The 23,038-nt window shown below is 52.2% G+C and carries 15 protein-coding genes, 1 tRNA gene and 1 pseudogene; 5 read left to right on the forward strand and 12 right to left on the reverse strand.

Annotated elements, in window-relative coordinates:
* Positions 1-408: pseudogene (locus HMPREF3192_RS05465) on the forward strand (N-acetylmuramoyl-L-alanine amidase); the annotation flags it as partial.
* A 433-nt stretch (positions 409-841) separates the two neighbouring features.
* Here the strand turns inward: HMPREF3192_RS05465 and HMPREF3192_RS05475 are convergent.
* Both HMPREF3192_RS05475 and HMPREF3192_RS05480 read right to left on the reverse strand, forming a co-directional pair.
* A tRNA-Phe gene (locus tag HMPREF3192_RS05475) sits at positions 842-917 on the reverse strand.
* Between the two features lie 124 nt (positions 918-1,041).
* Positions 1,042-1,968 (reverse strand): methyltransferase domain-containing protein, encoded by a 927-nt coding sequence (locus HMPREF3192_RS05480; protein WP_066306229.1) that lies wholly within the window; start codon positions 1,966-1,968, stop codon positions 1,042-1,044.
* Positions 1,969-2,045: 77 nt separating this feature from the next.
* Between HMPREF3192_RS05480 and HMPREF3192_RS05485 the strand changes: the two genes are divergently transcribed.
* The gene (locus HMPREF3192_RS05485; protein ID WP_231723376.1) at positions 2,046-4,229 is read left to right on the forward strand and encodes an elongator complex protein 3; all 2,184 of its coding nucleotides are present in this window, start codon (positions 2,046-2,048) and stop codon (positions 4,227-4,229) included.
* A gap of 90 nt (positions 4,230-4,319) precedes the next feature.
* Here HMPREF3192_RS05485 and HMPREF3192_RS05490 read toward each other — a convergent pair whose 3' ends face one another.
* The 6 genes from HMPREF3192_RS05490 to HMPREF3192_RS05515 form a co-directional block, all read right to left on the reverse strand.
* Positions 4,320-4,724: a flavodoxin domain-containing protein gene (locus HMPREF3192_RS05490; protein ID WP_066306232.1), complete on the reverse strand. Its 405-nt coding sequence runs from the start codon at positions 4,722-4,724 to the stop codon at positions 4,320-4,322.
* A 388-nt stretch (positions 4,725-5,112) separates the two neighbouring features.
* A complete protein-coding gene (locus tag HMPREF3192_RS07145; protein ID WP_082715678.1) occupies positions 5,113-5,388 on the reverse strand; it encodes a DUF3793 family protein in 276 nt (91 codons plus the stop codon).
* Positions 5,389-5,496: 108 nt separating this feature from the next.
* Positions 5,497-6,792 (reverse strand): phosphopyruvate hydratase, encoded by a 1,296-nt coding sequence (gene eno, locus HMPREF3192_RS05500; RefSeq protein ID WP_066306236.1) that lies wholly within the window; start codon positions 6,790-6,792, stop codon positions 5,497-5,499.
* Between the two features lie 304 nt (positions 6,793-7,096).
* Positions 7,097-9,397 (reverse strand): DEAD/DEAH box helicase, encoded by a 2,301-nt coding sequence (locus HMPREF3192_RS05505; RefSeq protein WP_066306238.1) that lies wholly within the window; start codon positions 9,395-9,397, stop codon positions 7,097-7,099.
* 66 nt (positions 9,398-9,463) lie between these two features.
* Positions 9,464-10,888 carry an ATP-binding protein gene (locus HMPREF3192_RS05510; RefSeq protein WP_331696509.1) on the reverse strand — a complete coding sequence of 475 codons (1,425 nt, stop codon included), beginning with the start codon at positions 10,886-10,888 and terminating at the stop codon, positions 9,464-9,466.
* A complete protein-coding gene (locus tag HMPREF3192_RS05515) occupies positions 10,875-12,935 on the reverse strand; it encodes a TerB N-terminal domain-containing protein (protein ID WP_066306241.1) in 2,061 nt (686 codons plus the stop codon). The genes HMPREF3192_RS05510 and HMPREF3192_RS05515 overlap by 14 nt, the downstream gene beginning before the upstream one ends.
* A gap of 315 nt (positions 12,936-13,250) precedes the next feature.
* Between HMPREF3192_RS05515 and HMPREF3192_RS05520 the strand changes: the two genes are divergently transcribed.
* Together HMPREF3192_RS05520 and HMPREF3192_RS05525 are read left to right on the forward strand one after the other, a co-directional pair.
* Entirely contained in the window at positions 13,251-14,195 is a 945-nt protein-coding gene (locus HMPREF3192_RS05520) for an ABC transporter ATP-binding protein (RefSeq protein ID WP_082715679.1), read from the forward strand.
* Position 14,196: 1 nt separating this feature from the next.
* Positions 14,197-15,831 carry a hypothetical protein gene (locus tag HMPREF3192_RS05525; protein ID WP_066306244.1) on the forward strand — a complete coding sequence of 545 codons (1,635 nt, stop codon included), beginning with the start codon at positions 14,197-14,199 and terminating at the stop codon, positions 15,829-15,831.
* 221 nt (positions 15,832-16,052) lie between these two features.
* Here HMPREF3192_RS05525 and HMPREF3192_RS05530 read toward each other — a convergent pair whose 3' ends face one another.
* Both HMPREF3192_RS05530 and HMPREF3192_RS05535 read right to left on the reverse strand, forming a co-directional pair.
* On the reverse strand, positions 16,053-17,555 hold the full coding sequence (locus tag HMPREF3192_RS05530; RefSeq protein WP_066306247.1) for a basic amino acid/polyamine antiporter: 1,503 nt from the start codon (positions 17,553-17,555) through the stop codon (positions 16,053-16,055).
* A 243-nt stretch (positions 17,556-17,798) separates the two neighbouring features.
* Positions 17,799-18,575, reverse strand: a complete 777-nt coding sequence (locus tag HMPREF3192_RS05535) for a dimethylarginine dimethylaminohydrolase family protein (protein WP_066306248.1) — start codon at positions 18,573-18,575, stop codon at positions 17,799-17,801.
* Between the two features lie 333 nt (positions 18,576-18,908).
* On the opposite strand from HMPREF3192_RS05535, the gene HMPREF3192_RS05540 reads away from it, so the two are divergent.
* Positions 18,909-19,562 (forward strand): GntR family transcriptional regulator, encoded by a 654-nt coding sequence (locus HMPREF3192_RS05540; RefSeq protein WP_066306249.1) that lies wholly within the window; start codon positions 18,909-18,911, stop codon positions 19,560-19,562.
* Between the two features lie 73 nt (positions 19,563-19,635).
* On the opposite strand, the gene HMPREF3192_RS05545 is transcribed toward HMPREF3192_RS05540, so the two are convergent.
* Positions 19,636-20,040 (reverse strand): hypothetical protein, encoded by a 405-nt coding sequence (locus tag HMPREF3192_RS05545; protein WP_066306251.1) that lies wholly within the window; start codon positions 20,038-20,040, stop codon positions 19,636-19,638.
* 338 nt (positions 20,041-20,378) lie between these two features.
* A complete protein-coding gene (feoB, locus tag HMPREF3192_RS05550) occupies positions 20,379-23,030 on the reverse strand; it encodes a ferrous iron transporter B (RefSeq protein WP_066306253.1) in 2,652 nt (883 codons plus the stop codon).
* Positions 23,031-23,038 lie beyond the last annotated feature (8 nt).

The raw sequence follows: 23,038 nt of genomic DNA on the forward strand, positions 1-23,038 counted from the left end.
AAGTGGTACTGGTTCGACACACATGGCTATATGGCTACAGGCTGGCTCAAGCGCGGCGATACGTGGTATTACTTAACCGAAACAGGAGCGATGGCTCAAGGCTGGCAAAAAGTAAAGGGCGAGTGGTATCTTTTAGCCGATACAGGCGAGATGCTTACAGGCTGGCAAACCATTGACGGCAAGCGTTGCTATTTGGCCGAAAGCGGGCAGCTTACCTATGGCTGGCTTAAGAAAGGTAGCACATGGTATTACGCCGACGGTGCGGCGGACGGCTCATGTGTCACCGACTGCATTAAAGAGATTGATGGCAAGGCTTACGCATTCAACACCCAGGGCGGCATGCTTGAAGGCGCCTTCGAAGTCACTGCCGACGCAAAGGGTGCCTTAAGCATCAAGGCGGACGATTAAATGTGGGCAGGGAAATGGCGCTTGACCGTCTGGGCACGAGGCTCGCAGCTGTATGGTTTTAGGTATCGCAAAACTAAAGTGATGTATTTCAAGACCAAAAAGCAACTATGTACATATATCCAAGACCACTTCTTAGTGGCACAAATTCGCTGGAATGAGCAAAACCGCCTGTGCAGTTGTGTGATTAAAGATCGATAAACTGATAAGAAGCCCGCCGAAAAGCGGGTTTCTTTGCGTTCTACCAATGCTTTAAGGCACTGGTACCATGCCTTGTCTTTCCCCACTTTTCGTGACCCATTTTGTGGCCCATCAAAAAACCCAACAGATAAAACACGCAGGTAAACACATATGTAAACTTATGACCGTTCGCAGCTATAAAAAATTACCTCGTTACCATTTGCGCAGGTAAACGAGGTAATTTCACAAAATGCAATGGTGGCGGGGAAGGGAATCGAACCCCTGACACGAGGATTTTCAGTCCTCTGCTCTACCAACTGAGCTACCCAGCCATGTGCTAACCAAGGTCAGCTTAATAAATATAGCAAACTCTCACAGAGGGTCAAGTTGATTTTTAGCGATTCCTATAAATACCGTATAAACTCGCGGTTTGCACAAACAAGCCTGTCGTTTCTATTACAGCTTTTGTACAACCAGATAAGTATTTAAATTGCCCGTCGCTCCATCAGCCGCAAACCGCTGAACCACACGAGCGCACGGGGCAATGTGCTGCACATACGCATCGATTTCTGTCTCATCAAAATGATGGCAATAGCGCCACGTCTGCGCTTGTTCCTGCCATCCGAGTACATAGTCGTTCTTCTCTAAATCGGATGCCTTGAGCTCAAATTCAGCACAACGTAAAGCAGCGTCTAGCCCCAGACTTGATGAGCGGTACTCCCCTGAAGCCGACGCACCCAGTGCCTGCTGTGTAGAAAACACTGCCTTCTGCGCCAACTTAGGACTCTTCATGAACTGCCAAAACGAAAACATACCATATCCAGATGGTTTTATCTGATCGATAAGAGCATCTAAAACGTATAGGCGCGTCTGCACACCTGGCACGTGGTGCATAAATCCAAAGCACACAAGCGCATCAGACAAAGGTGCCGATAAGTCCTGCGTAAGACGACTATTTAAAGCGGAGTCGATAAGATCAAGTTCTATAAAACGCGTCAGCCGAGAAAACAGATCAGGATCGCTTTGAGCGAGTGCCTTGCAATTATCGACTGCATAATAGTCGTACGAGATGGAGCTGTGAGCATCCATAAAGCGCTCAAAACGCAAATTTCCACAAGCCACATCCAGAAGCTTGGGTTTTTCGGAAGAGTCTTGCGAGCTGACGCTTGAAGGCTCGTCCGAAGATCCCAGATACGAAAGACAGCGCTCCCAGCCTGGCCAGGGCGCTTGCCGTGTTTGAGAAAAGCTCTGATTTTGCTGCGCATAAAATGCTGAGGTCATGCGCTCCAGCTGATGCGCGCAGGCGCTTGTCATGCTCGCCTGGCTTCTCGCCAGACCAGCCTCTTGAACTGCTGAAATATGTTTAGCATCGTGCTGATTCACGCATATTCCATTCTCATCGTATTCATGCGCTCCACATAAATCTTACCCTTCTTTTCTCGTCATCGTATAATGCAAGTATGAAAAACCAAGACCCAAAAAACATGAACGACAATGCCGAGACGCGCGAGCAAGCACTACCGCAACCACGCGAACGAGCACTACCACAAGCGCATGAACGAGCGCTGGCGCGGGTGCGTGGGCGTGCACTACCGCCAGCTCAGGAGCAAACTCTATCGCAGGGTCGAAAGCAGGCACTCATAGCAGTTATCGATACAATTTTTGATCGACTACGCAAGACGGCTGATTCGCACGCTCCTTTGTCGGCTCGTGAACTTGAGGTCATTCTGCGCGCCCAAATGCATCAAGAGGCGCTCAAGGCTCAACAAGCGCAAATGGAAACACCAGCACCGGTGCGAAAGCGCGATCTTCTCCCCTTCTACCAGCAGCAAAAACAACAGCGCAGTGCTTTGCAGCAAGGCTGGCTATGTGGCGATGGTCTCGAGGGGCCGCGCGATAAGGGGCAGAACAACACTGGCCTCGCAGCTGAACTCGACGCCGAAGCCACCGCCGAACTCGAGGCGCGCTTCATCCGCTCGGTGCGCATGAAACCAAGGCGCACAGCGTCGGGCGTCGCGACCATCACGGTTATTACCCGCCCGCACACCTGCTCAAGCAACTGCATTTACTGCCCCTGCGATCTGCGCATGCCCAAAAGCTACATTGCCAACGAACCCGCCTGCCAGCGCGCCGAACAGGCATTTTTCGATCCCTACATTCAAGTGGCTTCTCGCCTTCGCGCACTGCATCAAATGGGTCATGCTGTCGATAAGATAGAACTCATCGTACTGGGCGGCACCTGGAGCGATTACCCCGTATCGTATCAACTATGGTTTATCCGCGAACTCTTTCGAGCACTCAACGAATGGCCAACCTGCGCAGACAACGTCGATACGCGCATGGACTGGTACAGAAGCTTTGGTCTCACCAACCAGGACACAGAGCTACAGCGCTTCGTGCATGATGCGCAAGAGCAGGTAAACGAAGGCCATATTAGCTATAACCAGGCCTTTAAAAAGCTTTATGCCCACAACAAACCCCATCAGGATGCGTGGTCGCATATGAGTTGCAGTGCGGACGATCTTCTCGACGAACAACATAAAAACGAGTCGGCGGCCTGCCGCGTGGTGGGATTGGTTATCGAGACGCGACCCGACACCATCACTCCGCGCAATCTCACGCTGTTTCGCCGCCTCGGATGTACCAAAATTCAGATCGGAATTCAAAGCACCTACCAGCACATTCTTGACGCAAACAAGCGAAACACCAGCTGCGCGCAAATCAAGCGAGCATTTTCGCTTATCCGCCTGTTCGGCTTCAAAATTCACTCGCATCTTATGCTCAATCTGGTGGACGCCACACCCGAAAGCGACCGCGCGGACTTTGTGCAGTTCGTGCACGACCCAGGGTATCTGCCCGACGAAATCAAGCTGTATCCCTGCGCTCTCGTCGCGGGCACGCAGCTCTGTGAGCTTTTTGAAGATCGGCGCTGGCGGCCTTACAGCGCCAATGTGCTCGTCGACATCCTTGTGCAAGACGTGCTGGCCGCCCCACCCTTCGTGCGAATTTCTCGCATGATTCGTGACATTAGCTCGAGCGACATTTTGGTTGGCAACAAGCACACCAATCTGCGACAAATAGTGGAGTCGCGCCTTCGCGCTACCGAGAAGGGCGACATGGTCGGACAGTCCGCTGCCGAGAAGGGCAATGCGCCCGAGCGGCCCGCTGACAACAAGCTCATCCGCGTGCAAGAAATTCGCTTTAGGGAAATCAACCAACAGCAGGTCAACGCAGCTGATCTTCACCTAGAAGATGTTTGCTATCACACCGCCGTGAGCGAAGAGCACTTCTTGCAATGGGTCACAGCCAACAATCGTATTGCAGGATTTTGTAGGCTTTCGCTTCCCGATTGGGAGCGCATCGATGCAGGCGGCTGTGACGTCACAGCAGACGAGCTTGCCGTCGCGCCAGGTCAAGCGATGATCCGAGAGCTGCACGTGTATGGCCAAGCCCTAAGCCTTGGTCATGAAGGAGCCTCCGCCCAGCACAAAGGACTAGGCCAGAGGCTTCTTGCAAAGGCATCGGACATCGCTTCTCAAAAAGGATATACACGCCTGAATGTCATCAGTTCTATTGGAACGCGCGCCTACTATCGTCACCAAGGATTTGTTGATGACGAGCTGTATCAGTACAAGCTCCTGTAGCGCATCACGCGCACGCCGAGAAGACCATCGGATTCGCTCGCGCCAACTCAGCGCGGCGCCAACTCAGCGCGGTCGTATGCGACCGAGTCGCTACTCGGCGAGTTTCTCGCCAGCGGCACGAAGCTCTTCAAGCGCGTCGTCATCGGGTTCGAGGTTGGCGATAATGGTCTCGATAACGTTAACACCAGCGCTCTCGGCATTGGCCTTCCAGTTTTCCATCCACTCGCCGGTACCCCAGTCATACGAGCCGAAAAGCACGACGGGCTTATCTTCAAACGCGTCAACGCACTCGTCCCACAGCTCTTCAAAGTCGGGATCGAGCTCCTCGTCGCCCATCGCGGGGCAACCAAAGGCGAAGGCACCATAATCGGCGACCTTGTCGGATGAGAACTCCGAATAATCCAGAGCCTCGGTGTCAGCAGCCTGAGCAATTGCTTGCGCCATGGACTCGGTGTTGCCAGTTTGACTCCAATAAACGACAGCAACGTTACTCATAAAATCCTCCTTTATGTTTCGGCTCGGCCTTTGTCCGCATCAAACCTTGTTGCGTTGCGCCCAATCGCGCCTAGTCACGCTTTGCCACGCTTGGCGAGGCTGGACGAGAAAGGTGTCTGATGCGGGTGCACAGACCTTGGTCAGCTTGTAAACCCCGTCTGGTTCACAAGCCTTGTAACCGCTTGTACCCGTCTGTATGATGTGCCTTTACCCTACGGCAATTTGTACCCAAGAGCAATACTTTTTTGCCTACGGCAACGATGTTTTAAGCTCGCGCCGCCACGTACTCTAGGCCCGCGCCCACGCACTCTAAAGCCCGCAGCAGACGCGGGCGTTTAGCGTTAGCCAGCGAGAAGATCCGCGACGGGCTGCCCCACCTCAAAACGGCTCAAATAGTGTTTCTCGGCAGTTTTAAGCGGCGCAATGCGCATACACGCAAGTGTACATCACCATAGGCACACCAAGGACCACAGCAAGTCTGCAGATACTTGTGAATAAAGCCCAGCACATCTTCAAGAGGATATCCAAACAGCAGACCCATTTCGTGAGGAAATTCATAATGAGAAGGAAATTCACAACTACGCAAACGTTGTGCGTTGCGCGAGCGTTGTGCGTTTTCCTTTTGCAGATAATAGCGAACGAGGCGGCGCCTGCATTCGCGCAAAAAAGCGCCGGTGGTGAAGGAAGGAGGACACCGCCGGCGCTAACACTAAAGTAGCCAGGCCAAAGAAATTAGGAGAGGGGTGTTCTTGGCCCGACAGAGGTAAACGAATTAGCGAATATTATAAAAGGCCTTCTTGCCGCCAAACTCTGCAGAAGAACCAAGAGCGTCCTCGATGCGGAGCAACTGGTTGTACTTCGCTACACGATCGGAGCGGCAAGGAGCACCAGTCTTGATCTGGCCCGTGTTAAGTGCCACAGCCAAGTCAGCAATGGTTGTGTCCTCGGTCTCGCCCGAACGGTGCGAAACAACCGTGGTGTAGCCAGCACGCTTTGCCATCTCGATAGCATCGAGGGTCTCGGTAAGCGTACCAATCTGGTTCACCTTAATAAGGATGGAGTTAGCAGCCTTCTGCTCGATGCCCTTCTCGAGACGCTTGGTGTTGGTTACAAACAGGTCGTCACCAACGAGCTGGATGCGCTTGCCCAAACGCTCGGTAAGCTCAACCCAACCTTCCCAGTCTTCCTCGTCAAGGCCGTCCTCGATGGAGATGATAGGATACTTGTTAACAAGCTCCTCCCAGTAATCAACCAACTGAGAGCTGGTAAGCTCGCGGCCCTCGCCCTTCAGGACATACAGCTTGCGCTCTTTGTCGTAGCACTCGCTGGTAGCAGGGTCCATAGCAAACATGAAATCCTTGCCAGCGCCGGCGGTGTAACCAGCGCACTCAACAGCCTTCATGAGGTACTCCAAAGGCTCAGCATTGCTCTTGAGGTTAGGAGCAAAGCCACCCTCGTCGCCAACGCCAGTCGAAAGGCCCTCGCCCTTCAGGACGTCCTTCAGGGTGTGGTATACCTCGGCGCACCAACGCAGTGCCTCGCGGAAGTTGGGAGCGCCAACGGGCATGATCATGAACTCTTGGAAGTCGACGTTATTATCGGCATGAACACCACCGTTAAGTACGTTCATCATAGGAATGGGAAGGGTGTGACCATTCGCACCACCCAAGTAGGCGTACAAAGGAAGGCCTGCGGACTCAGCGGCTGCACGAGCTACTGCCAAGGAGCAACCCAAAATGGCGTTGGCACCAAATTTTGCCTTGTTTGGCGTGCCGTCTGCCTCGATAAGGGCAGCGTCAATTGCACGCTGGTCGGTTGCGTCTTTACCGACAATAGCTTCCCAGCAATTGGTGTTGACGTGAGAAACAGCAGTCAAAACACCTTTACCAAGGTAGCGGTTTTTATCGTTATCACGGAGCTCAACTGCTTCGAATTCGCCTGTAGAAGCACCCGAGGGAACCATAGCCCTACCAGAAGCGCCGTCCTCAAGAAGTACCTCTACCTCAACCGTTGGATTACCACGAGAGTCGAGAACTTCACGTGCTTGTACATCTACGATTTCGCTCATTATAACCTCTCTTTATTCGGCGGCACATGCTCCAAGACATGGTGTCTGCCACCGTAAATTAACGTACTATGCCGTATGGTACACCATGCCTAACTTTTGTGCAGCGAAAACTTCAAAAGAGCATTCAAAAATAGAGAAAACTCCCAAATTACAAAAGTTTCACTGTGTCCCTATAAATAGTAGCAAACAACACAACTATTTGCCGCTTTATTATGCAATAAATTCGAACTTTTTGCGTACTATATTCACGCGCTGGCGAGAAGATCGACGCACTGGTGGGTCCGCGCACGAGCGGGTCCACGCGCTAGCAGGTTAACACGCTTGCGGGAATCTGAGCTGCGCACGAGCGCTCAAAATCGGCAATACGGGCGATGGCACCAGACACATCCAAGACGCCGCGGGCGAATCCTTTGCGGATAAGTTCGGCGGGTACGAAACCGTCGTACTTCTCAAAAACGGGCACTTCGTGCTGGTAGAGAAGTTCTTCGAGGTCTAGATCGTTTGCTGCGCATGCGTTCAGTGCGTCAAAAAATTCCGCCGCAGAGGCCTTCATCCTGAATTGAATAAAATACGGGCGTGCGGCGCTTACACCTTTTATCCCGAGCTGCGGCGGGAGCTTGCGCTTTATAATGCGCTCGAGGGCGAGGAAGGCATAGCTTCCCAACCAGGGGAACAATACCCAGCTATTCTCTCCTGTCGAGATAAGATACGAGCGATCGATATGCGTTTGCGACGCAAGATGCCGTGCAGTTGCCAGGCGTGCTTGCGCGTGGGAACCAAGGTAGGGATACTGCTTTTTCTCGCAGAGCACCTGACGCATGCGCTCCAACACCTTGGTGTGAATGTCACCTGGCACCTCGCCAAAGTAGGCGGAAACCTTCCCTTTGATTTGCGTCACAAAAACGCACTGACGCTTGTGATCCACTTCTTCGATAAGCCACACGTGGCCTGCAATGGCAAGCTTTTCTCCTGGCGGAGAAGGGCGAACTACGGTGCCTAGCTCTTGATTTTCGCAAAAGACTTTGTACTCTTTGTTCTCGGCAAAGACAGCGTAAAAATGAAAACTGTTGACACTGCGCTCCCCCGCCTGCCCCACAATGAGCGTACCTTCTTCGGTCTGCGCAATATGATCGGTGCTGATAAGGTGACGCAAAAGCGTTGCATAATCGTCGGTCGTGATGTTTTGAAACGCATGCATTGTTAACACCCGCTGAGCCAGCTGCACGGGCGAAAGCTCCCCTTGACTTGCAAGGGTTGCCATCGTCTGATGATAGAGCAAGCTAAATGGCATGCGCCCTTCTCGCACGGGTTCAACCCAGTGCTCTTCAACATACAGCTGCACTAAGGCGATGGCCTGCAGCAACTTGTAGGGAAAGAGTTCGGGAAGCGTGGTGCGTGGCTCTGGTTGGTCTTCTCGGATGACAAACTGCATTTCACAGGGCATGCCGCGCCTTCCTGTGCGACCCATGCGTTGCAAAAAGCTCGAAACAGTAAACGGTGCATCTATTTGAAACGCACGCTCGAGGCGACCCACATCAATGCCCAGCTCAAGTGTGGCGGTAGCGCAGGTCGTGAGGTTGTTGTCTTGCTCACGCATGGAGTCTTCCGCGGCTTGTCTAAAACTTGCTGATAAGTTCCCGTGGTGGATGAGGAAGCGATCGGGCTCGTGTAGCGCCGCGCAATAGGAGCGCAAGGTGGTGGTAACTTCTTCGCACTCTTCTCGGGAGTTTGAAAAAACGAGACATTTTTTGTTGCGGGAGTACTCAAAGATAAAGCGCATACTGGGATCAACGCTGCTCAAGGGCGATGTGCCGGCTTGCGGACCTGTGGCAGCAGGCTGCGAGCTTGTACCATCAGCCTGCGGAGCAGCAGCTTGCGAGCCTATGCCATCAGCCTGCAAACCCGTAGTATAAAAGTGCTCCACACCAATATGCCACAGCTGCCCCGATTGCTCGACTCGCGGGATGATCGTTTTACGCCCCGTACCTGCGCCGATAAAATCTGCTGCCGCTTGCGGATCACCGATCGTTGCCGAAAGCGCCACGCGGCGTGGGTTAACCGATGCCGCTCGCCCAAGGCGCTCCAACAAGCAGAGCATTTGCAGGCCGCGGTCGCTGCTCAAAAAAGAATGCAGCTCATCAACAACGATATAGCGAAGGTCACAAAACAGGCTCGCAACGACCGCCTGACGACGGAGCAACAACGCCTCGAGTGACTCTGGGGTTATCTGCAAAATACCTGATGGATGCTTAATGAGCTTGGCTTTATGCGAGGTCGAAACATCGCCGTGCCAATGCCACACCGCAATATCTGCCTGCTTGCAAATATCGTCCAGACGATAAAACTGGTCATTAATAAGTGCTTTAAGTGGACTAATGTAGAGCGCCCCTACCGAGCGCGAGGGATTTTCCCACAGGTCGGTAAGGATGGGAAAAAACGCCGCTTCCGTTTTCCCGGATGCGGTTGACGATAAGAGCAAGACGTTGTCATCAGTATTAAACAATGCATCCGCGGCAGCAAGCTGTATACCTCGAAGCGTGCGCCATTCGTGATCATAGATAAAATCACGAATAAATGGTGCATAGCGATCAAAGATGTCGTTCATAGCTGTTCTTCCTGCCGACCTTGTCCTGCCGACCTTGTCCTGCCGACCTTGGCTTAGACACGTCGCTTAGAGCCTAAACTCGCTAAAGTGCAAAGGGTCGCTTGAATCGGCGTTGCCTTGCGTGTCTGACGAGCCTGGCATATCCGCCACACCCGCCGCTGGCTGGAATTGCTGCGCGCAAAGGCTTTGCATATCGAGTTCGGGGTTTTGCTGTAGCAGATCAAGGAGCTCAACGAAGTCGCGAATGATCTCACGCGGCGTGATATGCGTCTGCGAGCCGACCCGCGAAAACTCCGCTTGCAAAAACAAAACCAAGTCCTGCTGCGTCAAGCTTCGCTGATAGTTGAACAACTGTGCATGTATACAGGCGAGTTTCTCGATTAATACGAGTAGCTCCTCATGCGTCAAGGCCACTAGATGAATCACGGGCGCGCGCAAGTCGAGCAATCCTTCTTGAGAAAAGCGTCCCTGCGACAAGCGCGAACGCAGCGCCTCATACGAATACAGACCGCGGCGCCTATCCTCAACGCACTGCGGCGTTCCACTTATGATAATGCCCAGGTAAGGGGCGCGACCCTGCAGCGCGTCATTGTAGATACTCAGCAACTTTTCGTAGTTGTACTGGCGCGAAATCGCATGCGGGATTTTATAGAGGTTCACGAGCTCATCAATCAGGATGATAAGACCTTCGTAACCAGCACGGCACAAAAACTGCGCAAAGAGCTTGATGTAATCAAACCAGTCATCATCGGTAATGATGCAGCTTACACCTAGGTCGGCACGGGCCTCAGTTTTTGTGCGATATTCTCCCCTAAACCAGCGCAACACATTGGCCTTGAGCTCGTCATTATCGTCGAGAAATGCACGGAAATAGCAGGCAAGCACACGAGCGAAATCAAAACCATGCACAAGCTCGCGCATATCTGCCAAAAGCTCGTAGATGCGCCTTTGCACCTCGGCTGCAAAGTTGGCGTCGTCGGGCAGCGTGCTCTGCTGAATCACCTGCGCTTGCACCGACTGAATCCAGCGATCCAAAATCAGGCCGAGCGCTTGACCATCAGAAGAGGTTTTTGTGGCGAGATGGGCCATGAGCTCTTTATACGTTGCTAAGCCCTGCCCCTTAGTTCCCTGCAGACGACGTTCGGGCGAAAGGTCCGCATCGGCGACAACAAAGTTTTTTCCCATAGCATGATTGCGCATGGTTTGAAGCAAGAAGCTCTTACCGCTTCCATAGCGTCCTACGATAAAGCGACAAGAGCTGCCACCCTCGCGAACAAGTTGCAAATCGTTGAGCAGCGCCTGGATCTCTTGCGTGCGACCCACGGTAATATACGGAAGTCCCACACGAGGAACAACGCCGCCTTTTAGCGAGTTGAGGACTACACTTGCTATGCGCTTTGGTACCTTGGGCATCGCAGATGCGTTATGTGTTTCGGATGCGTTATGCGCTTCAGATGCGTTACGCGCTTCAGATGCGTTACTTGCTTCCACGTAAAAACTCCTCTACCTCATCCCGATAATCCTCTACCAGATGCACGCTATCGGTATCATCCATCGTAAGCACGCTATCGCCAAGCTGATCGAAGAATGCTTCATTGATTGTATCAACCTCTATAGAAAGCATCGTCGTTGGTGGAAGCGCTGGCAAGTCACACCCCTCCACCACAGCTTCTAACAGCTCTTGTTGAAAAGCCGTCAGCGGTCCCGTTTGGTCTTGTGGCCCCGTTTGGTCGCGCGGATCAGCTGAGTTTTGCACGTTCGCAACACGGCGCAGGTCACAGGCTTCTTGCACATCATCGATGTTGCTCTGATCTGCGCCAAAGGGCTTCTCGGCAGCATCTCGTTCTGCGATAGCATCGCGCTCTTCGTCGACCAACAATGCTTCGCACGTTACAGCAGCGGCTGCACGAATAGACCCCAGCTTTGCGGAATCAATCGTAACGCGAGTTGCCTTTTGCCGTGCTTCGTATTGTTTGATGCGCGTTTGTATGTGCTGCACCGTATCGTGAATAAACTTTTTTTGGTAGAGAGCCAAGCTCTTGTGCGGCGGAGGGACAAATCCTGGCATATCCTCACAAAATGCCCTCTCAATGCCGCGAAGTATGTTTGCAAGCTGCGAAGACACAGACGGATTTGTGCATGGCACAAGCTTAGTCCATCTGTTACGCGAACAGCTATATACCGTATACCACGGCGTCTGAATGCGCTGATCATCGTGAGGCTCGGTCTCATAAAATATCGCGCTCTCAAACATGGTGTATGGAAGTTCTTCAGGATTTCCAAACAAGCTTTCCATAAATCCCTGCTTGCGGCACTGCTGACAATGCAGCACCATCTGCACAAAAACGCGCGCTGCTGCCGTCTGTAGGCGCTGCGGATACTGCTCATATACTTTTGAATGCTTAAGTGGCGAGTCCGAAACACGGACGAGAAGGTCGGCGAGTTTGGCCACATCAAGCCGTAAGCAAAGCGCATCTATAATGGCTGGATCATTGAGCTTTTTGCCTCTCGTCTTGCTTTGTTTTTGCGCCGCAACAATGATTGCATGCTCAAACCGACGCAGGCAAGCAACACCTTGATAAAAGAGTAACTCATCCGTTTGCACCGCATCTGCATACACGTCTTGTGAAAGGTTGTTATACATCGCATAGTCGAGCATCCACATCGTTAGGTAACGACTGAGTTGCTTACCGCATGTATCGTCCGCATAGGCGTCGCGCAAGCGTTTGAGCTGCTCAAAGGTCTTCTCGGGAGAAAATGCATGCACATTGCAGAGAAGTTCGTACGCATAGACAAAACTAAACGACAGCTGCGCGAGAGGTCTTTGATGCTTTACGGCGGTGGGTTTTGTCACGGCAGATTTTGCGGTGGCGGGCTGTGCGCCTGCAGATTTTGATGGACCACCCAGATCCTCACAATACTGCACAAAACGATGACGCCAAGTAAAGTAGGCACGCAAATCGTGATCGGACATATCGTTATACGTCGGAAAATAGCGTGCAAAAATACTGGGGCGGGCATAGTCGTCGACAAAGGCCTTCATAAAACAAGCCTGCGTATAAAACATTTTGGCGTGAATTATGTCGTAGACCCGTCGAGACGCACGCTCTTGAGAAGTAAGTACGCAGCTCAACTTATGCATTTGTTCGAGCTTCTCGTGCGCACGCCGAGCTCCAAAATCGTCAAAAGGATGCTCTTCCCGCCTCTTCGATAAGGACTTCCAGCTTCCGCCACGATATGGCGTGCCAGTGCCGCTGCCAAACTCCAAGGACGAAGCTTCGCGATTCGACAAGTTTGCTATTTCGTCTTGAAGGTACGCTTCATGCTTCGTGCGAGCATTGCGCATATCCTCAAGCGCTTGGCGACCCGTGCGCAACAAGGCGCTGTCATGGTAGCTGACATCGCTAAAAACTCCCTCTTCACGTGCAGCCATGAAGGCAAGGAGTTTACGTGCGAGCTCCACTCCATGAGCCAGACTGTGCTCCTCGGGGCCATCGTCAGGATCATCATAAAGATATGTTACATCGTCATCGTACATATGTTCGTTTAGTATATCGCATCTCTCGTCAACAAAACAGTAGCAAAGTACCGCCCGAAGAATTTTTCTCAATAAAAATTTTTCTCGACAAGAGAAACCAATATGATATCATTTCGATATACGCGCTGCCGATTGCTTACACGTTATAGTAGCGTATCATTATGGTGGACTGTACTGCGCAAACGCTTCGGCTGGTGCTGCGCACATGCTTCGACGAGCGCTGAGCAAACGCTGCGCGGAGCACCACAAGGCGACGCAAGCGTAACGGCCAACGCGTACAGAAGTTTTAGGTTTTTTTCGGTATAAGGAGTCGAAATGCCAGTTTTATCGGTGTCACATCTGACAAAAAGCTATGCGCCAGAGCGCAAAGGCCTTTTTGCGAGCCTGTTCTCGAAGAGTTCAGCTCCTACAACGGTAGGCGCCAACAATGGTGACACTTCAGCAACACACATATCGGGAGTACGTCCTGCAATTAAAAACATCAATCTTGAGGTGCAAGCCGGCGATATTTTTGCTTTTATCGGCCCCAACGGTGCAGGTAAAACAACCACCATTAAGGCGATCGTCGGAATTCACCCTTTTGAGGCAGGGACCATTACCATCAACGGGCATTCCATCAAAACGGATGCCCTGGCCGCGAAGCGCTGCTTCTCGTATTTGCCCGATAACCCCGATTTATACGAGTACCTTAAAGCTATCGACTACCTTTACTTTATAGCCGACATTTACCAGGTAGACCGCACGCATGCGAAAAAGATTGCCTCACAGTACGCCGACGCCTTCGAGATCACCTCGAAGCTCGATAACAAAATCTCAAGCTTTTCTCACGGCATGAAGCAAAAACTCGCTATTGTAGCCGCGCTTTTGCACGAGCCTCAGCTTTTGATTTTGGATGAGCCTTTCGTCGGTCTTGACCCGCAGGCGACGCTCAACTTTAAAGAGATTATGCATGACATGTGCCGCAAGGGTGCCGCCGTGTTTTATTCCACGCACGTGCTGGAAGTTGCCGAGAAGCTCTGCAACAAAGCAGCCATTATCAAACAGGGCGAGATTATTATGCAAGGCACCATGCAGGAGATTACCCAGGGCGCTTCGTTGGAGAGCGCCTTCATGAAGGAGATTGGCTACACTCCACGCAGCGCTACCAAGAAGATCGACGAGGCTGACACTAACGACGCCGACGGCGGCACCGACTACGACAGCACCGCAACCGACACCGATTACAACAACTACTCGAGCTCAATCGAAGAGGAGCGCTAAGATGCTAAAACAAGCGTGGGCGGTCTTTTTAGTCGAGCTTCGAGGATACGTCACGTCCTCAACGAGCAGCCGCGTCTCCAATAAAACAATAACCAGTAAAACATTTGGAGCATTGGGCAGATTCCTCGTTATCGCACTCGTATTTGCCTATCTCTTCTTTATGATGCTCAGCTGGTATTACACCATGGTACAAGCGGGGTTTGCCCACAAGATTCCCTTTATGGCAGCTCTTATCACCACGGTCTTTATCGTGTTGCAGCAATTTAATGTGGCAGGACAATTCATTTTGGATCGCTCTCATTACGAGCGCCTCTTGAGCATGCCCATCGATCGCAAAATCATCGTTGCCATTCGTTTTTGCACCATGTGCATCCCCTGCTACCTGTATTCGGCGCTTGCCTACAGCAGCGCTGCCACCGTACTTATTATGACCAATGCGCTGAGCGATGCCCTCATCGGCTGCGTTGCAGGATTTTTCTTCGCGCCCATCGCACCGATGCTTCTAGCCTTGCTGGTTACCGTGATCATCTATGGTATCCGCAGGCTGCTGCACGGTTCGACGATGCTAGTCAACATTTTGCTCATCCTCGTGGTTGCCGTTCCTGGCGCGCTTCTGTACTTTGGCGTCGTGTTTCACATTATTGACCTTCTGGCGCCCGAGTCAGTCGCCCTGATGCACCAAGTCTTTTTCTTCTTCACGCCGCTCAACGATGTAAGCGTGGGCTCAACGCCAGCGCTGCTGCTATTTATTGGCGCTAACGCGCTCGTGTTGGCCGTTGGCATTGGCCTGTTTGCCTCGTGCTTTGACAGACTTACCATGTTGTCGCGCACCGATGACGTACAAGATAACTCGTTTAGCTTTGCCAAGCATGCAGGCGACACCGCCTCCGCGCAAGGCGGTGCAAGCAAAGCAAAAAGTGTTGTGGGCGCCCTGCTGCATAAAGAGTTCCAGTTTTTGGTAGAAACACCTGCCTACCTGGCAAACTACGGCCTTCTGTACTTCCTGCAGGTATTCTTCATTATTGGTGGCGGCGTCGCCGTTGGATTTGGCCTGCTTCCTCCCGAAGCAGACGAAATTATGGCCAGCCCCATCGTGCGTCTTGCCCCCATATTCTTGATCGGTATTTTGGGATTTGCCCCCATGACCACATGCACCTACTCGCTTGAAGGTAATAGCTGGTGGATCCTGCAGACTGCAGCTGTACCCGCAAAAACTGTCGCGCTGGCCAAGTTGCTTTTCTCGCTCATTCCCGCCGTAACGCTTTCGGCTTTGGCATTGGTAGCATCGGTCTTCTTCCTTAACCTGAGCTTCGAGACCATCGTATGCATTGGCATGGTGAGCTTGTCCATCCTGTTTTTGTGCATCATCTTGCACATGTACATCGATATGAAGAAGCCCGACTTTAGCTGGACCAGTACCAACAACCTGCGCGCAGCGCTAAAGGGTAAAAGCACGACGCCAGCAGTTGTCTTTTTGGGCTATGTGCTGATTTTTCTACAACTCATAACACAAATGATGATCGAGGATGGCGTCTGGTTTATCGTGGTAAGTCTTCTGCAAGCTGTGGTGTGCTTCGGCATTGCCTACGCCATATGGCGCCTCATTACACGCATCGAACTCGCCGACATTTGCTAGCGAGAAGGGCGTCAGGCTGTCGATAAGACCCGTGCGCTCGCTGACGAGAAGCGGTGTAACGCGCACGGTCCATATTAAAGCGATCCGTACCGAATACATTCGCGCACAAGCAAAGAGCTCTTGGTTTTCACCAAGAGCTCTTTTTTGTCAGTGCTTGTTAGCAACGTTTTTTGTCAGCAACGTTCATTGCCTATGTGCGACGTTGACTCCGGAATAACCTATTACAAAACCGAAATCGCACCCGTCGCGATCTGATAGACCGAAACGATCATCGTAACGACGATAATCAGCGCGACGATCTTATCGACCGTCGTAGGCAAAATCTTCTTGCCCTGGGTCTTCTCGCCCCATGCGTAGAGCAAAATACCAGGCGTAAACAAAATGGTGGTAATCATAATGCCCGTCACGCCGCAGGACCACACCAGAAAGACGGTGTAGATAAAGCCCAGCGTGCCGAAGAAGCGCGCCTTGGCCACGCTACCCGCACCATCGGGACCCATATGCTTGTTTTGCCAGGCAATCTTCGCAAAGTAGAGCGCCGAGGCGACGTAGGGAACCAAAATGGTGCAGACGGCGCAGTTGTACATGAACTGGTAGGTCGAGGTTGCAAAGACCGCCAGAATCAAAAACAGCTGCGTAATACCCGACGAAACGATGAGCGTCACAATGGGCGAACCCGCCTCGTTTGCGTGCGCGAAAGGCTTGGGGAAGGTGCCCATTTTCGCAGCTTCGTAGGGGGTCTCGGCATTAATAATGACGTAGCCGAGCATGGCGCCAAGCAGCGATAAGACCACGCCCAGGTTCACGACAGTCGCACCAACAGGACCAATCGCAGCCTCGAGTACACCCGCCATAGAAGGCGTTGCGAGCTCGGCCATTTGGGGACGAGGCACGACGCCCATGCTCAACACCGAGATCAGCATGTACAGCACAAAGATGAAGATAAAACCAATGATCGTGGAGCGTCCAACATCTTTTGCAAGACGTGCGCGACCCGAAATAACAACCGACGCCTCGATGCCCGTAAAGATCCACACGAGCGCGACCATAGTCGAAACGAGCTGGTCAAAGAAGCCAGGACCGCCAGGCTCGCCCATGAAGTTTTCCATAAAAATGGCGGGGTTGAATTTTTGTAAAAGCAAAATCGAGACGATAAACAACCCCAGCGGGATGACCTTGGCAACGGTCACAAAAATGTTAAGCTTAGCGGCCTCTTTGACGCCCTTTGCCGCCAGCCATACCAACAGCCACAAATAGATTGATGCACAAATACAGGACAGAAGGTTGTTGCCGCCCTCGAACGGCTTAAAGAAATAACCCAATGCCGAGAAGAGCAGCAGCGCGAATGAGACGTTGGACAAACACCCCGAGATCCAGTAGCCGTATCCCGAGATGAAGCCAATAAAGTCGCCAAAGCCAGCAGCAGCGTAGGCATAAATGCCGCCCGTTAGATCGGGACGTGCGCGCGACAGGCCAAAGAAGCACATCGCCAAGCAGAGCACGCCAACAAAGCAGATGCCCCAGCTTACCAGGACGGCTGCCGTATTTGCACCGCCAGCGGCAAGGTCGCCTGCCAACGAAAAAATACCACCGCAAATGCTTGCGGTAATAACCATCATAGAAAGACGAAGAAGGCCCATTCCCTGCGGATTGATAATCTTATTACCATGTTCATCAACCATCATTTGGGGCACATTGTGAGATGTATCATCAAGTTTTTCCATCGAATGCCCTCTCTCTTAGTGTATCGAGTACAAATCTAATGAGTAGATCTAGTAAGCAGACTCGCCACCTCGTACAAACGCGAGCCAAAAGATACGCGAGCTAGTACAAAGGGCCACACAGATTGCCTGCGTAGCCCTTGTATATCTACTGTATGTACGATATATACGAACCACTCTGTACGAAACCTCAAGTACAAACCTCTCGTACAAACCTCTCGTAAAAACCTACAGCTTTATACCGCTTTAAAAACGCAGGCCAAGGCAGGACAGGCCACCATCAAGCTTGCGATACTCGGAGGTGTCGACAACGATGGTCTTGTAACCTGCATCCTGGATAGCTTTAAGCACAGTGGGATAACCCTCGGCCACAATAACGGTGCCATTCATCCAAATGCAGTTGGCGCCATAGGCCTCTTCCTCGGGAACAATAATCTTGTTGTACTGCGCGAACTCTTCCTTCTCGATAAACTCGCCAGAAACAAGCATGTTGTTATTCTCGACATAGTTGACGCCAGTCTTTAAGTGCAGGACCTTCTCCAGGGGAACCTCGACGCACTTCAGACCCCACTCTTCGAGAATAGCGGCAAACTGGCGGATGCCCTCCTCGTTGGTACGCTTAGACCTACCAACATAGAAGGTGTCGCCGACCATCATGACGTCGCCGCCCTCGAGGGTACCAGGCGAGGTGATATGACGGATCTTGTCATAGTCGAAGAAGCGGTGCAGGACGGGCTCGAGAAGTGCAGCCTCACCGCGACGGGTGTCAGCGCCAGGGTTGTCGACAATAACGCCGCAACGGGTAATGACGCAGGTGTCCTCCACGAAGCAGCTGTCGGGGTACTCCTCGGAAGCGGGCAACACGGTGACGTCAACGCCACAACGGGTCAGAGCGTCAATGTAGTCATTGTGCTGCTTCAGAGCGAGCTCATAGTCAGGCTTTCCGAGCTCGGGAGCCGAGGTGATGCCATCGATCAACGAACGGCTAGGACGACGAACAATGCAGTGCGTAAATTTAGTCATAACAGACCCCTTCTCTCAAACGTACGTCGTGTGTGATGCACGGCATGTCCGCGGGCGTTGCTACGGCGGTGTGTATGCCCACGCCTTCGCACGCGTACGTTGTTGTGAAATGCTTACGTGCACCGTAAAATCTCGTGTGCAGCTTTAACATACCGAGAAGATCGCTGTATCTTTGTTCAATTTGTATACTATGAACATGAGCGGTAGTTTTTAGGAGGTAAACGGTCGTAAATACAGCTTTATCCTTCACTTTTTTGCTTAAATACGTAATATTGTTGATTGTATACAATGTTCATTCATATACAATGGCACACGTGAAGGAGGCTCATCATCATGGCCAAGGCTCGATACCTCTCGTTAAAAGATCACGTCTATGCACACATCACCGACCTTATCAACGCGGGCAAACTCGGTGAATTCGAACACGTCAGCGAACAAAGCATCGCCGACGCCCTGTCGGTCAGCCGCACCCCCGTGCGAGAGGCGCTCATGCAACTATCCGAAGAGGGCTATTTGGAAAGAATACCGCGCAAGGGGTTTATCGTTCGTGGCTTTAATGAGTCCGACGCGCGTGAGGTGTTTGAAATTTTGGGGCCGCTTGATGGACGCGCAGCGCTGCTTGCCGCAGGGCGCATGAGCGACGACAACATTGTGCAGCTCAGCTTTTTGCACAACAGCATGCAGCTGGCCATCAACAGCGGCCTGTACGATCGCTATGATGACTTGCAGCGGGAGTTTCACCAGACCTACGTGCAGCAATGCGGTAATGCGCACCTGTCGGAATACATCGAGGACTTAAATCGCTTCTTTATGAAGCGCGCCTATTTACAAGCCGAGACGGACATCTTAGAAAAAAACGCGCGACAGGCCAACCGAGAGCATGCCCACATTGTGGCTCTCTTTAAAAAGCGCGATGGTGAAGCGCTGCAGGCCTATATTCGCGATGTGCACTGGTCACTCGAAAATGCCAAATATTTGTCGTGGTAGCTGCGCGTAGTAGCCAAGCATGGTGGCCAAGCGTCTGCTAAAAACTCGTCGAGTCCTGCGTTTTGCTCGTCAGCTACTGATGCTTAAACAAGATGTACAGCATGCCTACTGCAGGCAGCAGATACAGAAGGATCACGATCAGCTCATAGAGCGCAAAAGGTAGCGCCTGGTTCGTAATAAAAACATCAAGATAGTAGCTCACGACAATATAGGTAAGCTGCAAAAATAGAGCTACCGCAATGCCCCTAACATAGAGGAAAAAATAACTGCTCTGCGTTGCGCTGTCGAGAAGATCATACAAAAGCGTCACGACAGACGCCATCATACACGCAGACGCAAGATGTATAACAAGCGATCCCTTTGCAGGAGTCATGGCATGAATGAATTCTGGCGAATGCGCATCCTCAGCAAACACGATAAGCAGCCAAATCGCTCCAACAAAAAGAAACCTAAACAAAGAGTACACATGCCGTTTCATAGTACACCTCCCTTTTGAGGTTCCTTACCGAGAAGTATATATAAGTCTTCGCTTGCAAGTGACGAGAAGACCTGCGGTCTGCTAGCGGTACAGCTGAAGCCTGCCAGCGGTCTTCTCGACAGCTCCTCATGATTGCGAGCAAGGCTGTGCCCATGCAATGCTCTACTGACGAAGTGCCCTGGCAAAGTCGTGCTTGCACAAAAACAAAAACCCTCCCTTCCCAGCTGGGAAAGAGAGGGTTTTAAAACTCAGATTGCAGCGGCGGGTGCCACTACGTCTCGCGTCGCGTGCTATGCCACACACCGTAACCGCGAGGCGCGACGCAGCCGCAAATCACCTTACTGAGCAAGCGAGTCCAGGTTGTCCACAATCTTGTTGTCACGACGCAGGTACTTGGGCATCGGACGGAAGAGCTGGAAGAGCAACAGGCCGAGCGCCGCGATGGCAACCGCGGTCCATACCGTAAAGGTACCAAACGCGAAGAACTCGTAAAGCTGATACAAAATCATACCAACAATCCAACCAAAGCCGCACTCGTAACCGATAGCAAACCAGAACCACTTGGGGTCGTCCATCTGACGACGGATCGTACCCATAGCAGCAAAGCACGGAGCGTTGAGCATGTTAAAGGCTACAAAGCCGAGCATGGCGCCGACGTGCATAACACCGTTGGCATCAGTAAACATGGCGGCAAAACCATTCCACATCGAGACGGAATTCTCGGAAGCATCGCCCAGACCGTACAAAGAACCAAAGGTCGATACCAAGTTCTCCTTAGCGATCAGTGCCGAAATGGAAGCGGCGGCTGCTTGCCAGTTTGCGCAGCCCAGAGGCGCAAAAATGATACCGATAAAGTTACCAACAGCGGCGAGCAAGGAGTAATCCATGTAAGTTTCGGGAGCACCGTCCATGGCCTCAAGGAAGCCAAAGGCGCCGTTGCCGCCGTCCCAGTTTGCCCAGCCAAAACGCGAAAGCACCCAAATGCCAACAGCAGCCAAGAAGATGATGGTACCAGCCTTCTTGATGTAGGCAAAGACGCGCTCCCATACGTGCAGCCACCAGGACTTCAGCGTTGGGAAGTGGTAATCAGGAAGCTCCATAACAAAGGGCGCGGGTTCGCCAGCAAAAGGCTTCGTCTTCTTGAGCATGACGGACGAAATAATGATGGCCGCAAAGCCCATGAAGTAGAACAAAGGTGCAATCCACCAGGCTTTAGCGCCGCCCAGAAGAACGCCTATGAGCAGTGCAATAATCGGCTGCTTTGCACCACAAGGGATCATGGTGGTCAGCATGGCGGTCATACGACGGTCATTCTCGTTCTCGATAGTCTTGGTTGCCAAAACGCCAGGAACACCACAACCAGCCGAAACAAGCATAGGAATAAACGACTTACCCGAAAGACCAAAGCGGCGGAACACGCGGTCCATAACAAAGGCGACACGGCTCATGTAGCCGCAGTCCTCCAGGAAACAGAGTAACACAAACAGGACGAACATCTGCGGAATGAAGCCCAAAACAGAACCAACACCGCCGATAATACCCTCGTTTACCAGCGAGATGATCATATCGGAAGCGCCAGCATTCTTCAGCAGGCCCTCCATAAAGCCAGGGATGGAGGGAACGTAGCCAGGATAATCGGCAGCTTCAGGCTCCTTGCCCTTCTCGATAGCGTCTTTCACAAATTCGTCGGCATCGATGGACTCGATGGTCTTAAGCTTGATGTTTTTATCAAGGGGGTTGCCCTCTTTGTCGACGTGAGTGACGACGTTGTCGTCCGCGTCAACTAGGTTGCCGTCCTCGTCGTGAATGGGTACGTCTTTGGCCACGACACCCGCGGCTTTAGCCTTAATAGCAAAGGCCTTGATGGCATCTTCGTCGCCCTTATCGATAGCGTCCGAAACGCCCTCAGTGTCGATACCCGCCTCTTTGGCGGCCTCAAGATAGCCGTCAACGCGGTCGCCGTAGTGCTCGTCGTCCCAAGCTTCTTTTGCTTCATCAAACTGGGACTGACTTTGCATTGAAATAAAGAAGCCCTCGTCAAAGAGCTTGTCATTGACCCAGTCCGTCGCGGGAGTTCCGACGGCGACAAGCGCAAACCAGTACAAGAACGACATGACCGCAATGAAGATGGGGATACCGAGCAGACGATTGGTGACAACCTTGTCGATGAGCTGCGAGGTGGTCAGCTTCGCGGAGGTCTTCACAACGCACTCACGCATCGTTTGCGAGATCCACTCGTAACGGTCCGACGTAATAATGGACTCGGCGTCGTCATCGCGGGCCTTCTCGACAGACTCAATGAACTTCTCGAGCGTCTCCAGGCGCTCCTGCGAAAGGTGCAAAGGTTCGATCGCCCCGGCATCGCGCTCAAAAATCTTAATGGAATACCAGCGCAAAAGCTGGGGCTCAACGGCATCCTTAATGTCGTCGGCGATCTTTGCCAGAGCGTCTTCGACCGCGGGTGAGAAGAGCTTCAAGCCCTGCGCTACCTGCTTGTTTTTGCCAATCTCGACTGCAGCGTTAACCAGCTCGGTGGTGTTGGTGTTGCGCAACGCCGAAACCTCAAATACCTTGACGCCCAGACGCTTTTCCAACAGATCGGTCTTGATGGTCACTTTGCGCTGCTTGAGCAGGTCGCACATGTTAAGACCGATGACCACGGGTCGTCCCACTTCGAGGATTTGCGTTGCCAAATACAGGTTACGCTCGATGTTGGTCACGTCGAGAAGATCGATGATCGCGTCAGGCCTCTCGTTAATGATAAAGTCACGCGAGACGACCTCTTCGGGCGAATATGGACTGAGCGAATAAATGCCTGGAAGGTCGGTGAACAGCACGTCCTTGTTGTGACGCCAGGTCGCTTGTTTTTTCTCGACAGTTACGCCCGGCCAGTTGCCGACGTAACCGTTTGAGCCGGTAAGTTCGTTGAAGAGCGTCGTCTTACCGCAGTTGGGGTTACCCGCAAGGGCAATATTAATTTTTTCTGCCATGTGTGCCT

This window comes from Atopobium deltae, from assembly GCF_001552785.1.
GTDB classification, from domain to species: domain Bacteria; phylum Actinomycetota; class Coriobacteriia; order Coriobacteriales; family Atopobiaceae; genus Atopobium; species Atopobium deltae.

What these genes read in the sequence shown, in the direction of transcription:
- HMPREF3192_RS05515 (WP_066306241.1), bottom strand. Translation starts at nt 12,935, where the DNA reads ATGTACGATGACGATGTAACATATCTTTATGATGATCCTGACGATGGC.
- feoB (WP_066306253.1), bottom strand. Translation starts at nt 23,030, where the DNA reads ATGGCAGAAAAAATTAATATTGCCCTTGCGGGTAACCCCAACTGCGGT.
- HMPREF3192_RS05530 (WP_066306247.1), bottom strand. Translation starts at nt 17,555, where the DNA reads ATGGAAAAACTTGATGATACATCTCACAATGTGCCCCAAATGATGGTT.
- HMPREF3192_RS05545 (WP_066306251.1), bottom strand. Translation starts at nt 20,040, where the DNA reads ATGAAACGGCATGTGTACTCTTTGTTTAGGTTTCTTTTTGTTGGAGCG.
- eno (WP_066306236.1), bottom strand. Translation starts at nt 6,792, where the DNA reads ATGAGCGAAATCGTAGATGTACAAGCACGTGAAGTTCTCGACTCTCGT.
- HMPREF3192_RS05490 (WP_066306232.1), bottom strand. Translation starts at nt 4,724, where the DNA reads ATGAGTAACGTTGCTGTCGTTTATTGGAGTCAAACTGGCAACACCGAG.
- HMPREF3192_RS05535 (WP_066306248.1), bottom strand. Translation starts at nt 18,575, where the DNA reads ATGACTAAATTTACGCACTGCATTGTTCGTCGTCCTAGCCGTTCGTTG.
- HMPREF3192_RS05505 (WP_066306238.1), bottom strand. Translation starts at nt 9,397, where the DNA reads ATGAACGACATCTTTGATCGCTATGCACCATTTATTCGTGATTTTATC.
- HMPREF3192_RS05525 (WP_066306244.1), top strand. Translation starts at nt 14,197, where the DNA reads ATGCTAAAACAAGCGTGGGCGGTCTTTTTAGTCGAGCTTCGAGGATAC.
- HMPREF3192_RS05485 (WP_231723376.1), top strand. Translation starts at nt 2,046, where the DNA reads ATGAAAAACCAAGACCCAAAAAACATGAACGACAATGCCGAGACGCGC.
- HMPREF3192_RS05540 (WP_066306249.1), top strand. Translation starts at nt 18,909, where the DNA reads ATGGCCAAGGCTCGATACCTCTCGTTAAAAGATCACGTCTATGCACAC.
- HMPREF3192_RS05520 (WP_082715679.1), top strand. Translation starts at nt 13,251, where the DNA reads ATGCCAGTTTTATCGGTGTCACATCTGACAAAAAGCTATGCGCCAGAG.